This is a genomic window from Pseudomonas sp. Irchel s3h14 (assembly GCF_900187425.1).
GTDB lineage: Bacteria > Pseudomonadota > Gammaproteobacteria > Pseudomonadales > Pseudomonadaceae > Aquipseudomonas.
In genome coordinates this window covers 339,370-352,597 of the sequence record NZ_FYDJ01000004.1, presented here as the reverse complement: position 1 = coordinate 352,597, position 13,228 = coordinate 339,370, and the positions used below count along the sequence as shown (strand labels likewise).

Sequence of the window (13,228 nt, the reverse complement as noted above, 5' to 3'; positions counted from 1 at the left end):
AGAAGCTCTATGCCCTGATGCTTCGTCAAGTCCGCGATGCCAACCCGCGCGTTGCCAGCGGAATTGACTGCGCAATAGCCCGCTCAATGAACGTCGATGATCGAAAGCGATGAGGTTATAAGTGTTTTTACGCACTCTGGGCCGATTGCGGCTTGGCGCGAAGGCAGCAATCGACTCTGAGCGGGCACTCGCAAACGCTAGCTTAGCGGGCTTTCAAGGCCCGCACTGAATGCTGTGTGCAGTAAAGAACGGGTTGTGTGCCTTCGCCACACCAGTTGAGCAGAATGTGAGAAAGCCACGCTTACGAGAGCGTTGCACTGTAGTGTTTTATACTGTTTTTTGCTGAGCAATGACCGCTTCCGCGACCTGTATGGAAGCGCTCGCTTCTTTGAGCGGAACTTCACCTACTGAGAGGGAGCGCTCGATCAATAACTCGCTGCCCCTGTCTTTTAACAGCGCTTGTAACCGCTGAAACTCGCTACACCAAATAGTTTCAATATCTCGATCCCGGGTTTTGTCACGGTCACCGCTGAGAGCTACTGCACGAACCTGCAGACGACCATTGTCGGCCTTGCCGCCGACTTCTACGCCATAGCCGGGAGTGGCTACTTTACGCAGCACGACCTTACCAGTTTCCGCCCAAGCGGTCGCCATGCCTTCGCGTACTTCGTAGCCGAGGCTGGCCAATCCACTTAGCACGGCTTCGCGGCGGGCCGGGGCCGCCTCGGCCTGCAAATGGGTTGCGATAAAGGCTTCACACTGCTCGGTCAGTCCCGCAATCGTCTCTAGGTTGGTGACAGTAGTACAGGTGCTGATTTGACTTAACAGCGCGGTATAGTCAGTACCTGCCTGTGTTTCCATTTCGCTGGCCAAGTCCTGTAGCCGTTCGAGGCTCTCTCGCTTGTTTTTGAAAGTACGAGTGGATGAGACCAAGTCGAGGACGAGACTGTCGAGTAGCAGATTACGCCGTTGCGATTCGGGTTCCGCCTCGGCTCTTTCCTGCGCCTGAAGGAATGACGCGGCGCTGTCGGTACCCTGCAGCAGCTGCAGTTCAGCGATGTGTCGGTTTATGCGTTGCAGGCGTATATCGGGCAAGGTTTCAGGGTGTCGGGCAGCCATCCATTCGCTCAAGGAGTTCGGAGTGTCATCGACCTTGAGTTGCTGTGCCAAGGCTCGCTGGGTTTCGCTGAGCGTCTCTTTCTGATCGGCCTTGGCCAATTGGGCGAAACCCGCAGCCAGCAGACGCTCGCCATCTTCCTTGATGATGCCGTTGGCCAATTGCGTGAGAGAACGCAACAGGTCTTGATCGGCGCCTTCGGAGCGCGCTTGCAATGCCTCGAGCAATGTTGCGGCGTTCTCCTTAAGGCGTCGTTCGCGTTGGCGTCGCTGAGCGGCACGAATAATCGCGCGTTCTTCGCGATCCTCCAGGTCTCGGCGTAGGTGCTCGATCTCGGCCGGTACGGCCTTCTGCAGCTCAGCAAAGCGCTCTTGCGCCAACAGGGCGCGCAGGCGATCGCGTCGGGCGAAGGTGGCGACGCGCTCCTGTTCGTTCAGCTCTCCGACCTTACTGGCTTGCGCCTGCCAACGTGCCAAGACCAGCTCCAGGCGTTGTAGGTGGCCTTCGCAGATGGCGATGATTTCTTCCCGGGTGACAATGCGAACGACCTTCGGACCACTCATAGGCAGGTTTCCGTATCGGCTGTAGTGGGCGTCAGTTGTGACGGGGGCGCGGCCTGCATGGCCTGTTCAATGGCTTCACGCAGGCGTGCACGCTCGCTTTCACCATTGTGATACCAAGCCTGTGACGAGACTCGGTGAATATGAGGGATGGCACGGTGCAGTACGGTCGGACGCCAGATTTCCCGGGCGCGGGCGCGCTCTAGCAGTGCGTGGCACGGGGCATCGCATTCGATGCCGATGCCGTATAGGCCCGTGCTTGCGTTCTCGATGGCGAAGTCGAGACCGAAGGCGTCGCCCTCGCTGGCAGGGGCGGCCAGCCAGCCCAGGGAGTGAATAAACTCGCCGACCAGTCTGACGAAACCATCACGGCGTTGGCCTTGTTCTCGTTGCTGGCCGTTTCGGTCTGTCTGCAGGCGCTCAAGCAGTTTACCGCTACTACCGAACTCACCCGCGGAGAGCGCGCGCGCGTACTCCAGATAGCCTTGCAAATAGTCACGCGGGCTGATCGGCGCGCGGTGTGTGTTGAGCATGTCGGAGATATCGGCGATCGGCATCGAGGTGATCATCACCACCTTGCGTCGTGCACGGGTCACCGCCACATTGAGGCGACGCTCGCCGCCGGTCTGTCCGAGTACACCAAAGCTGCGACGGAAGGTGCCTTGACTGTTGCGACCGAAAGTCGAAGAGAAGACGATGACGTCGCGCTCATCGCCCTGTACGTTTTCCACGTTTTTGACGAACACCGACATATCCTCGCCGTCCTCACTGCGTTCGCGCTCTTCGGTGTAGGCAGCACGGAAAAGTTCGTCCTGTTCCGCACGCTGCTCCAAGTGCTCCTCGATTAACTCTGCCTGCTTTCGGTTGAACGTGACCACGCCGACCGAGGGGCGCAGATCGTAGGGTTGCTGCCAGAGTTCATTGAGATACTCGACGACACGTTCGGCTTCCTCGGCGTTACTCTGGTTCTGGTATAGCCCCCCGACCTCGATCAGCTCCAGAGGCTTGATACGCAGGATGTTCGCTTGCGGATGACGGACCGGGACGTTAAGACGGTTGCCGTAGAATGATGCATTGGAGAAGCCGATCAACTCGCGGTAGGCCGAACGGTAGTGGATCTGCAATGTGGTGTTGGGCAGGGCGGTGCGCGCTAATTGCAGCAAGTCAGGGCAGTCCTTGATCTCGCGACGGTTCCAGGTGTCTTCGAAGGCTTCGCGTTGTTCCTCGTCAGCGTCAGCGTCAGGCTCGTCGCCATCGAATGTTTCGGCTTCGTCGCTTTCGATGCGGCTGGAGAAAAAAGCAGTCGGCGGCATCTGTTTCTCATCGCCGCTGACCACGGTGATCTGACCTCTAAACAGGGTCGGCAAGGCGAATTCCACAGGCATCTGCGAAGCTTCGTCGTAGATTACGGTATCGAACAGGCCGGCCTTAAGCGGCAGCACACGGCTGGCCACGTCCGGGTTCATCAACCATACCGGACGTAAGCTCATTAGGCCGAGGTGGCTGCCCAGTTCGATGAATTCGCGCAGGCGCCGCGAGCGCTTGCCCGTTAGTCGGGTGACGTCCTCCCACTGTTTGTGATTGCCCAGGCGAGTAAGGTCGATGCCGTTGGCGAGTAACTCTCGGTTGAGCACACGCATCTGCGCGTCGGCTTGAGCGAGGCTGGCCACCTTTGTCCGAGCCTCATCCTGACTGAACAGCAGTTCGGGGTGGGCCTGCTCAAGTCGATGTTTCCAACCTAGTCGCGCTTCGCGATTAAGCAACCGTCTTACGGCGGCCTCCAGTTGCTCGGGTGCGATGCCGTCCAATTGCTCCTGGCGCTGTCTCAGCAGTGCGAGTAGCTCCAGATCCGGCTCGGCCAGCTGACTAGCGCGGCCACGGAATGACTGATAGGCGGCGAGAAACGGCTGCGCCTCATGCAGGCGATCAAGCGTCAATTGATTGTTCAGGTTGTGCGTGATGGCGTGTTGCAGTTGTTGCACCAGCTCATCGCCCAGCCAATCACCGAGCACTTTGAGCTGGTCAAGGCTGGACTGGCGGACCCCGTGGCGCATCAACGAGGCGTCGAGATTGTTGAGAAGCGCCTCGAGGTGCTGCTTGTCTCCAGCCAGGACGGCCTCGTCGGCTTCCTCAGGGCGCGGCGATTGCGCTATGGCGTGGGCCAGCACCTGGATCTCTAGTAGGTGGCGGATGTCGCTCTTCACTGTGCTGACCAACTCCAGGCAGGCTTGCTGGCTCACGGTCTCCAGCTCTAGTACCTGATGCAGTGTCGCCAACTCGGCGCGCAGAGGACGCCACAGAATTTCCAGGTGGATCGCGGCATGCAGAGTCGGGAGGACATCAACAGCGAGACTTTGCCCTTGCTCTTGAAGAAAGTTGCGCAAGCGCTTGCGCCGCAGCAGATGCAACGGGTTGATGTTCGCCAGCCAGGTTCGGGCAGCCATGACTTTGGCGCAGTCGTGCTCCAAATGCCTGAGTGTCTTGCTCTCAACCAGACTCAGTGCTGGCGATAGCGTGGCTGCGAAGTGGCCCTGGTCCAGCTGACCGAGCTGCTGATCGAGCTGGCGTAATTCGCCGAGAATCGACTCACCTCTCGGCGCCTGGCCGACTTCGCGGCTGCGGAACAATGGCAGCCAGCGCGCCAAGCGTAGGCGTTGCTCTTCTTTCAAATCGAGCAGAGTAGCGACATGGGACGCTATCCAACTACGGTACGGCGTCGGATCGTCAATTTCGAAGCTGGCCGAATGCGTCTGCAGCGTGGCCTGACGGTTAATTTCGGCCTGGGTGAAACTGTTCAGGTTGTCAGTGAAGGCCTGCAAGGTCGCACGGTCGGCGGCGAATGGCTTCAACTGCTTCAACAGGCTGCCTTCAAAGCGAGAGGGTAGCCACAGACGTATCAGAGGGGCGCAGTTTTCCTCTAAACGCGTCAGGCTGGCGAGGTCCAGTGTTACCAAGCGTTGACGTAAGGCCGGGAACTCGATTGGCTCAGGACCTGCCTCCAATTCAATCAGCTCACCGAGCAGTTGGCGATAACTAAGACCGGTGCTTTCATCGAGACGGTGCAAGCTCTGGTGGAAGCGGTCGAGTTCACCCTCCAGGGCTTCGATACGGGCAGCGATCTGCTCGCGTTGTCTCTGCCAGCTTGGCGGCCGAGTGCCGTCGGCGAACAAACGCTCCAGCTGTTCGCGGATGCTACGGATAACCGGCTCGCGGTCGCGGTTGACGTCATTGAGCATAACGATGCGTTGGCCCAGACCTTCAGCCACCAGACGTTTGTACACCACTTCTAGCGCGGCATGCTTCTGGCAAACAACAAGCAGGCTGCGCTGATGGCCGATGGCGTCGGCGACCATATTGACGATGGTCTGGCTCTTACCTGTACCTGGCGGCCCCTCAACAAGTAGCCCTGGACTATGTCGTGCCTGGATCACCGCCGCTTCCTGGGACGGGTCGCTTGCAACAGTGAAGAACCGCTGCAACTCGTTTGGTGGTGTCTCAGGCACAGCTGCATCGGCTGCTTTGAGGCGCAATGCAGTTTCCAGGCCGGTGCCGACAGGCGACAGATTCTTCAGCTGGCGCAAGTCTTCGCCGATCGCCTGCCCCATGAAAGTCACATGAAAAAGTACCGCAGCGCAGCTCAGTTCATCTTGGTAAGGAGCAATTTCCACGATACTGGGCGGTAAGCTGCCGAGCGCCCGCGAGCGGATGGTAGCGAGCATACCGAAGGCATCCATCACATCCGCCGCGCGGATCGACGAGCGACCAAGTAGTTCATCGGCGGTCTTACGCCAGCGCTTGAAGGTTTCAGCACCGAGCACGCTTTCCAAGGCAGGGTTGAGCCGAATTTCTTCACGCTCGCTGTCAAACGCTAGGGCGGCGTGCCCACGGCTGCCCAGTTCAAGCTGCAGCTTAACCGGCCACAGCAACAACGGGATAATCCGCGTACGCGTGGTACCGCGTGCATCGCGGTTGAGCAGAAATGGGAAACCCAAATAAAGGCCATCGATACCGGTGTCGCGTTTGTACAGCGCGCTCTGCCGGTACAGGGCATGCAGGCGTGATTCCAGTTGGCTGTTGAGCTGGAAGCTTTCCGGGTCCAGGTTCACCGCATTGGCATTGCGTTGCAACAGATGGTCGAGCAAGGCCGCAGCCGGACTGCGTTCACTGTTCAGTTCGTTGACGTCAACGCGGGCGGTGGTCTTACCAATGCTCATGCGCACCAACGGACCGCGCATCACGGCGGTCACTACCTTCTTCTCGAAGAACTCGAGGATCTGCGACACATACTGCTGTTTCTGTGGCTCCAGCCACTGGTTGGACGGAATGGCCAGCAGCACCAACATCTGAGCCAATGGCATGCGCCGCTCCAGACGGAAGTGCTCGGCCCATTGGTCCACTGTCGCCACGCCGGAGCGGGCGAAGCCGCGAATGCGCTCATCGACACTACGGTACAACTCCAGACGTGAATGCAGCAGCAGTTCACCCGCAGTCTCAGTATCGAACCAGCTGACGTCGGCGGTCTTGGCCAGCTGGGCGGCCTCTTCGATGATCGAGCTGGCCGAACGAAATTGGCTAATCGCGGCACTGAGCAGCACAATTAGATCCTCTTCCGCGATTACCCGGCGCTCTGAAAGTGACAGCAGCCCCGGGTGATCGGTGTCGGGAAGTAGTCGTTGGCGCTCCAGCCACTGCGTCGCCAACTTGGCACGCGAGGTCGATAGCAAGTAAATCCGCAACGGCTCCTCGACCAGCTCGATATGTTGATGCAAGGCACGCTGACGGACGTTTTCCGCGCGGGTCTTCAGGCGCGACAGCCAATGGTCAGTCTGTAGCTGCTCGAGCAGGTCTGGAACCGAACCGCTGATCAGGCGATAGCCTTCCAGGGGGTGTTCCAGCAACCATCCCGGGGTCACGATCTCGCCGCGATGGATTAAGGGGATTTCTGGATTGAGAGCCTTCAGTGCCAGCATCAGGCGGAAGTCGTCCTCGATGCCTTCGTGTTGAACGATCTGACGCAAACCTGCGACCAGGGAAGGCGTCAAGCTGACCTGCTCGGCCCAGGTCACTATTACCCCACGAAGCAGGTGGTCGAGGGCCTGTTGCCAGTTGTCCGTCTGTGCTGCTGCAAGGGCGAATACGCCGGGCAAGTGATAGCGGCGCTGTCCTAACTGCAGCGTAGCGCCTTCGCCCTCATCATTCTGTTGAACGGAGGAGGGCGGTGCCTCTACCGCAATACCGTTAAGCCAGGCCTCGACCTGCGGCCATTGCCAGCGCTGGTGGCGGTCGCGCGCCAACAGCCCACGCAGCAGCAAATGGAGTTGCGGGTCGAGGTCGTCGGGGATCGGCACGCCGTTTGCCAGTACGTGGATCAGGAAGGTATTGGCATTGATGCCACTGAAGCAGGCACCCTGCGTCAGTTGCTCGAGCAGAATCATGCCCATGCTCCACCAGTCTGAGGCCGCTGCAACGCCACCTGCAATGGCCTCTGGCGCCATGTAACGACTGGTTTCTAGGGGCGAGACGATATCCAGGTCGAACTCCGACAGGCGTGCCGAGCCGAAGCCGCTGATCACCAGGTCCAGCGGTTCGCGGGAGCGAACGAGAAGGCTGGCGGGGCGCAGGTCGCGATGGCGCAGGCCGGCCTCATTGAACACATGCAGCGCCTGGCCCAATTCGCTGACTACGTGACGTACGCTGGCGTTATCGCGAATGACGCTGCCAAGGTCAGCCAGGGTCCCACCGCTAAGTTCCTCAATAACTTCGTAGGCGCGATCATTCCAGCGACCGGTGACGATGATCTCGGGTACATGCTCGCGAGGCAACCGGCGTATCACATCGTAGATCACCGGATCCGGCTCAGAGCCGGATCGATACAAGGTCAATACCGCTTGTTGCGCGGTTTCGTTGTGCTCGACGAGGTAGCGCTCACGAACGCCGTCGGTGTTGCTGATTTCTCGAACAAAGCGCCAGCCATCGATCAGGGTTTCCGTGACTGCTTCTGATTCGCCGCTGTCTGGCACGGAAGCGGAAGGTACCGATTGCGCGAGCTCGCCGCCACATTCGTGGCACATCAGGTCGCCTAGGTCCATCGGGTGACCATTTTCACAAAGCAAGGCCGTTGCGTTGTCCGGTGCTGGGCTCACTCTAGCGATGGTCTCCTGAGTCGTAATGGCCTGGGGGCGCCATCCTTCAGGGTGGATGGGTTCTCCAGCGAGATCCCAGCCACAGGCCATCTCGAAGATGGATCCCTCGCAGAACATCTCCTGAAGCGAGCGCTCGGTGTTGCAATTGGGGCAGAAACGAATCATGGGGTACTCCATTCAGCGGCGTCGCGATGCGTGAGCGCTGATCTGTAATTGATGGCCCTGGTCCTGCAGCAGGTCGCGCAAACGCAGCAAATCACCGCGCCGAGGAATACCGGCCATCCACACGCTGCCCGTCTCGTCGAACATTAGGTCGAGTGCCTTGTCGGTGGTCATCAGTAGGCGTTCAAAGTCGCCCAAGCGCGCCCGACCCAAGGGGGTAAGCAGGTTAAGGCGTTGGTTGTCACTTCCGCGCAGAGCCATAGTTTGGCTGAGGGCTTCGTCGTAGGGGTCGCTGATCAACGCATCGATCAGGCCGTTGGCCTGGCGCAGTTGGTCGTCGAGTTGTTCCAGGGAATAACCGCTGTAAACGAGAATATCGACCTGACTAAGACGACGCAGGCCTTGGAGCAGGCGGATCAAGGCATCAAACTGATCGAACGGTTCGCCGCCTGAAATCGTGATGCCGTCTGCAACGTCCAGCCAGGGCGTAATCTGATCCAGCAGTTGTGCCGTCGACAGTCGACGCTGCCCTGGCCCCCATGTATCGGCAGAAATACAGCCAGGACAGCGGATGCTGCAGCCTTGAAACCAGATGCCCAGGCGTCGGCCGGGGCCTAGGGTAGTGACCGGGAAATGCACGCGCGACAGGCTCAAGTCCATGCTCAATGACGTTCCATCATCAGTCCACTACTAGTCAACTCGGTGATCGTGAAATGTTCACCTGGCTGCGCATCCTGGTCGAACAACGCTCGCGACAATGGGTTGAGCAGGCGTGCTTCCAACTGGTTGCGGATACCCCGTCCACCGTTGGATAGGTCCTGCAAGCAAAGGCTGTGCAGGGTTTGGCGTGCCTCGGCTGTCAATTCGATAAACAGCTCCTGCCCCTGGAGGTCGCTAAAGGTAGCGTTGACCATCTGCTCGAAGATTTGTACGGCGACATCCTCGCGGATAAAGTCGAAGACGATGATGTTCTCGCCAATACGATTGAGAATTTCCGGTCGGTTAAGCACCAGCTTGAAATGCCGGTCGATCTCGCTATGCACCTTGCTCTGAACCTGCTCGAAGGCCTCGCCAGGCAGCACGTTAGCCACTCGTTCGCCGTTGTCGCCTTGACGGTAGATGCCCAGGTTGGAGGTGAACACAATCAGTGCTTCAGAGAAGTACACCCGATCTCCGCGGCCGGAGGTGAGTACACCGTCATCAAGGATCTGCAGGAATTTGTCGAGGATACGGGGGTGGGCTTTTTCAATTTCATCGAATAGCACCACGCTGAACGGTTTCTCCCTAATCGCATTGGTCAACTCGCCGCCGACGTCATAGCCAACGTAGCCGGGCGGTGCGCCGATCAAGCGCTGATCGGCATGTTCAGCACTAAATTCTGACATGTCGAAGCGTATATAGGCGCTTTCGTCGCCAAACAGCAGACTGGTGATGGTCTTGGCCAATTCAGTTTTGCCCACCCCGGTCGGGCCGGCGAGGAAGGCCACGCCCCTGGGCCGATTGCCCTTGCGGCTGGCGCCGACACCGGTCATCGCGCGCTTGACGATGTCGAGCATGTGAGTCACGGCATGCTCTTGGCCTTTGACCCGCTGGTGAACGATGGCGTCTGCCTGGCGAATTCGCTGACGATCGATTTTTAGCCAAGGGTCTTCGGTAACACCGATCTTATAGCGGCGCACGGCATCGGCGATCTTTTCCATAGGTACACTCTCTACCCGCGCCAACTGCGCGATGGCGCTGAGATCGAGCAACAACAGCCCCTCAGTGTTTTGTACAAACGCTTCAACAGCCTGGGTAGTGGTTTCTTCGCTGACGCCCTGACTACCTGTGAGCGCTTTGAGCAGAGCGGGCGCGAGTGCTCGGCGGACAACTTGATCAGGTTTGGACACCGGGATATGGCGAAGGCGTGGGTTGTCGACCAAAAACCAATCAGGTAGATCACCTTCCTTTTCCACTAGCCAGATCAGAGAGTTAAAGAACGGTTTACGCAACTCAGTCGCAGGACGGCTACGGGCTTGATGGGATTGCACCAGAGCTTGGGTGAACAGTTGGTGTTCAGCGGCGTTGAGTGAATCGTTGCGCATTACTAGGCGCGAAGCGAAGTCAACCAACAGCGCGACGGGCTCGCCGGTTCGGCCCACCAGGCGCGGTAAGGTGGCGCTTAACAGATCGATGCCTGCTGGCGCGACCCCGTCAATTAGGGTCAAACCAAGTTCCTGCATGAATGTCTGGCCAGTTGCAGGATCAGTACCGGGCTTACCAATGGACCGGAAACCGGATACCGGGTCCCAGACAAGCACGTGGGCATAGCCTGCATCGAGCAGGGCATTACAAAGGGTCTGATTGAAGCTCTGCGCGGTTACTGTCCCAGGTGTCACTTCGCTTGCTTGCAGATCGCGAATGTTGCCTGACAGTACGAATTGGCTCTTCAGCGGCAGGAAGCGCAACAGGTCGCGCAGCCAACGTGGGCTTTCAAATATCTTAGTCCCTGACATATTTCAGCTCGTAACGTTCGGCGGATACACGCAGGGTATTGCTCACTGCAGGTATTTTCCAGCCCAACTCAACCAAAGCTTTGGGAAATGATAGGGGTTCAACCAGATTGGTCGCCGTGTTCGTCCTCGGAGAATCGACGCTGGATAGAGGGGGCGATCAATATTCTTGCTTGAGCAAGATGGATTTTCGAAGGCGATCCCAAGTCAAAAAACCGCAATGGGAAGCGGGCTTGGGTTCTTACCGGTTTTCGACAAATCGAGGCAGTTCTGACGAGTAGAGCAAAGTTCAGGACGAGGACGACGTATTGTGCTTCGGTTTCAGGACTATCGCGCCATCTACCATCTCGATAGTCAACTCGTCCCCAAGGCCCAAACCTAATCTCGCAAGCAATTCTGGTGGCAGATCAACGATGACGTCGCCAGTTCCATCCGCGGTTGCCTGGCATTTGACTGTCCAGCGTTCGTTTTCGCTCATGATCGTTTGACTCTCATTCCATCGTACGGGACGTTTCATTATGCTCATGCTGAGCTCTACTCGGACGGATATTACCGGCCGGTCATGGACGGTCGCTGCCTGTCGCGAAAGGTGCACGGCAAATGCCGAACAAGAGGGTGCTCTATGTTTGCTGAAATTCTGCGTGAGAATGCCTATGGTGCCTACCGGGTACGGTTGGAAGCACTTCTCCAAATCCCCACGGACGCTTCAGATCGGGACATCCACGAACTGATCGAAGCTGGTTTCTCGGCTGGTAATGTCAAAGCCCTTTGCGACTTTGGCAGAATGAGTCCGCTAGAGCGCGACCAGATAATTTCGCCCAAAGCTCTCAAAACCAGGCTGGCGCGCGGCCAGCGATTGACGGTGGACGAGAGCGATCGCCTGTTTCGTGTTGCACACATCATCGCCATGGCCCAGACGCTCTTCGGGGACGACGAAAAGGCCAAGCACTGGCTCTCCAAGTCCAAGGATTGCTTTTCGGGTAAAAGCCCAATTGCGATGCTTTCAACCATCCAGGGCACCCGCCGGGTTGAGGAGATGCTGATTCAGTTAGCAGAAGGGTTGGCATTCTGATTCTATGGCGCATTAGCACTTTGCAGATATGACAGGCCGCGGGGAGAGGCTGGTCAACGGCAGGTGACATATCGCCGGAAAACCAGTCGCCTACCTGGCCGGCACGCCATCGGGGCCATGCTGGAGATTCTCGTATACCTTGAGATTGACTAGTGGGCTTCCCCGGAAACCTCAAGTTGCTCAAGGTCGATATACCTAACTCAGTACGAGACGCCAGACAACGCTCCGCAATAATTCGACATCACCGGCTCCGAGCTAAGAGTTTTGGTCCGTATTGATCTCACGCCGAATACGTTCAAACAGCGAGTCTAAATCTGTATCCGGATCGAGGAGCAAAAAACTCTCAAGGAGGAGGGTAAGCGGGTGCACCCCCATTCTGTCGGCAAGCTCCGATGCCTTTTCCAAGGTAACGTTCTTAAGGCCGCGCTCAAGCGTACTGAGATATGTCCTGCTACTGACGATTCCAAAATCTTCTTGGGTCAAGCCCCGGCGAAGCCGTGTGTTACGTAACGCAATGGCGAACGCTTCCTTCAGTTCCATTTTGCTTAATCCACAAAATGAACGATGAAGCCTTTTTGAACTCTATAGAGCTACAATCTATAGTGTTCATTTTGAGAGAGATTTATGCCCGCACTTCAGATTAGCGCCCGTCAGTTATCTGCGACGAGTAATGAGCACAGTCCTTCAACCATGCTTATGGTCGCGGTGGCGAACGTTGCTCAGCCGGAGCAGGGCATAGAGATAATCAAACGCTTCTCCGGCCAACAACTGATCGACCTGTTCAACGAAATGGATCGGCCTGATTCAGATAAGGCCATCGTTGGTGTCCTGCTGGCAATACCTCCAAAACTTAACGGCTCTTCGCGATGGATCGCTGAGAATGTCTTTGATTTTGGCCGAGTCGAGCTAAGGTTAGCGGATGACGCTTGCTTAGATACATACGCCTACCGGCTTGCTTCAAAAGCTGTATTCAGAGACAACGACAAGGTCGACCCAGCAGATATCCTGGGTTGGAGATCACTCTATAAAACGTCCAATGCGGATGGTGACGTTGATCCAGAGCTTGTCGCCCATCAAACCTGGTTGTCTATCGTCATCACTCGAATGGTCAACGCTGTAAATCTACCTGATGAGGAGGATGCCCCTGAGTAGTTGTCGGCTCTCCATTGGTACCGTAGCTCAATACCAAAGGAGACCTTTTTGCAGATCAAACCGGGGAGGAGGGTACGGATACTTCTGGCTTTCAAACTTATCGACCTCCGCGCTAATCATCGCTGCCAGCGATAGGCCACGACGAGCGCGACGACGAAGCCCCCTTACCCAACAGTGTTCACGAGAGACGGCCATGAAAGGAAGACGTAAAGTCAAAACGTCTAAGTGGTTTTTAAAGGCTCAATTTGAGGCCGAAGCTCAGCGCATGATGGCAAATAGATCTAATGAAGCTGCACGTAGATTTCTTGATGCGGCCTCGCAATTCGGAATAGAACATGAACCTACTGGGCGCCTTGCGGGTGGCTAGCATAACCCTAATCCTCAAGGTGACCGCGGCTCCACACGCCTATTTTCGACGCATTACATGTGGTCAGATAATGCCCCCTGGATGCATAGACAAATCTGAATTGCCTAGCTGACAGCCTAACCCTCATCAAGCGTCCCAGTATTTCTTCCGATATTGAGAGCCC

The 13,228-nt window shown here is 57.3% G+C and carries 8 protein-coding genes; 2 read left to right on the top strand and 6 right to left on the bottom strand.

Going from position 1 to position 13,228, the window contains the following annotated elements; all coding sequences use genetic code 11:
- Nucleotides 1-327 precede the first annotated feature (327 nt).
- The 5 genes from CKW16_RS10795 to CKW16_RS32510 form a co-directional block, all read right to left on the bottom strand.
- Entirely contained in the window at nt 328-1,680 is a 1,353-nt protein-coding gene (locus CKW16_RS10795) for a hypothetical protein (protein WP_095128405.1), read from the bottom strand.
- Complete coding sequence (locus tag CKW16_RS10790; RefSeq protein ID WP_095128404.1) at nt 1,677-7,985, bottom strand: AAA domain-containing protein; 6,309 nt, start codon at nt 7,983-7,985, stop codon at nt 1,677-1,679. The genes CKW16_RS10795 and CKW16_RS10790 overlap by 4 nt, the downstream gene beginning before the upstream one ends.
- A 12-nt stretch (nt 7,986-7,997) precedes the next feature.
- Nucleotides 7,998-8,642: a 4Fe-4S single cluster domain-containing protein gene (locus tag CKW16_RS10785; RefSeq protein ID WP_095128403.1), complete on the bottom strand. Its 645-nt coding sequence runs from the start codon at nt 8,640-8,642 to the stop codon at nt 7,998-8,000.
- 2 nt (nt 8,643-8,644) lie between these two features.
- On the bottom strand, nt 8,645-10,477 hold the full coding sequence (locus CKW16_RS10780; RefSeq protein ID WP_095128402.1) for an AAA family ATPase: 1,833 nt from the start codon (nt 10,475-10,477) through the stop codon (nt 8,645-8,647).
- Between the two features lie 286 nt (nt 10,478-10,763).
- Complete coding sequence (locus tag CKW16_RS32510; RefSeq protein WP_095128401.1) at nt 10,764-10,952, bottom strand: AbrB/MazE/SpoVT family DNA-binding domain-containing protein; 189 nt, start codon at nt 10,950-10,952, stop codon at nt 10,764-10,766.
- 144 nt (nt 10,953-11,096) lie between these two features.
- Between CKW16_RS32510 and CKW16_RS10770 the strand changes: the two genes are divergently transcribed.
- Nucleotides 11,097-11,546, top strand: a complete 450-nt coding sequence (locus CKW16_RS10770) for an antitoxin Xre/MbcA/ParS toxin-binding domain-containing protein (protein WP_095128400.1) — start codon at nt 11,097-11,099, stop codon at nt 11,544-11,546.
- Nucleotides 11,547-11,801: 255 nt separating this feature from the next.
- Here CKW16_RS10770 and CKW16_RS10765 read toward each other — a convergent pair whose 3' ends face one another.
- Nucleotides 11,802-12,086 (bottom strand): helix-turn-helix domain-containing protein, encoded by a 285-nt coding sequence (locus CKW16_RS10765; RefSeq protein ID WP_095128399.1) that lies wholly within the window; start codon nt 12,084-12,086, stop codon nt 11,802-11,804.
- Nucleotides 12,087-12,170: 84 nt separating this feature from the next.
- On the opposite strand from CKW16_RS10765, the gene CKW16_RS10760 reads away from it, so the two are divergent.
- Entirely contained in the window at nt 12,171-12,698 is a 528-nt protein-coding gene (locus CKW16_RS10760) for a hypothetical protein (RefSeq protein WP_256580467.1), read from the top strand.
- Nucleotides 12,699-13,228: the final 530 nt, after the last annotated feature.

Excerpts from the sequence above, each read along its gene's own strand:
- CKW16_RS10795 (WP_095128405.1), bottom strand. The coding sequence starts at position 1,680 with ATGAGTGGTCCGAAGGTCGTTCGCATTGTCACCCGGGAAGAAATCATC.
- CKW16_RS10790 (WP_095128404.1), bottom strand. The coding sequence starts at position 7,985 with ATGATTCGTTTCTGCCCCAATTGCAACACCGAGCGCTCGCTTCAGGAG.
- CKW16_RS10785 (WP_095128403.1), bottom strand. The coding sequence starts at position 8,642 with ATGGACTTGAGCCTGTCGCGCGTGCATTTCCCGGTCACTACCCTAGGC.
- CKW16_RS10780 (WP_095128402.1), bottom strand. The coding sequence starts at position 10,477 with ATGTCAGGGACTAAGATATTTGAAAGCCCACGTTGGCTGCGCGACCTG.
- CKW16_RS32510 (WP_095128401.1), bottom strand. The coding sequence starts at position 10,952 with ATGAGCGAAAACGAACGCTGGACAGTCAAATGCCAGGCAACCGCGGAT.
- CKW16_RS10770 (WP_095128400.1), top strand. The coding sequence starts at position 11,097 with ATGTTTGCTGAAATTCTGCGTGAGAATGCCTATGGTGCCTACCGGGTA.
- CKW16_RS10765 (WP_095128399.1), bottom strand. The coding sequence starts at position 12,086 with ATGGAACTGAAGGAAGCGTTCGCCATTGCGTTACGTAACACACGGCTT.
- CKW16_RS10760 (WP_256580467.1), top strand. The coding sequence starts at position 12,171 with ATGCCCGCACTTCAGATTAGCGCCCGTCAGTTATCTGCGACGAGTAAT.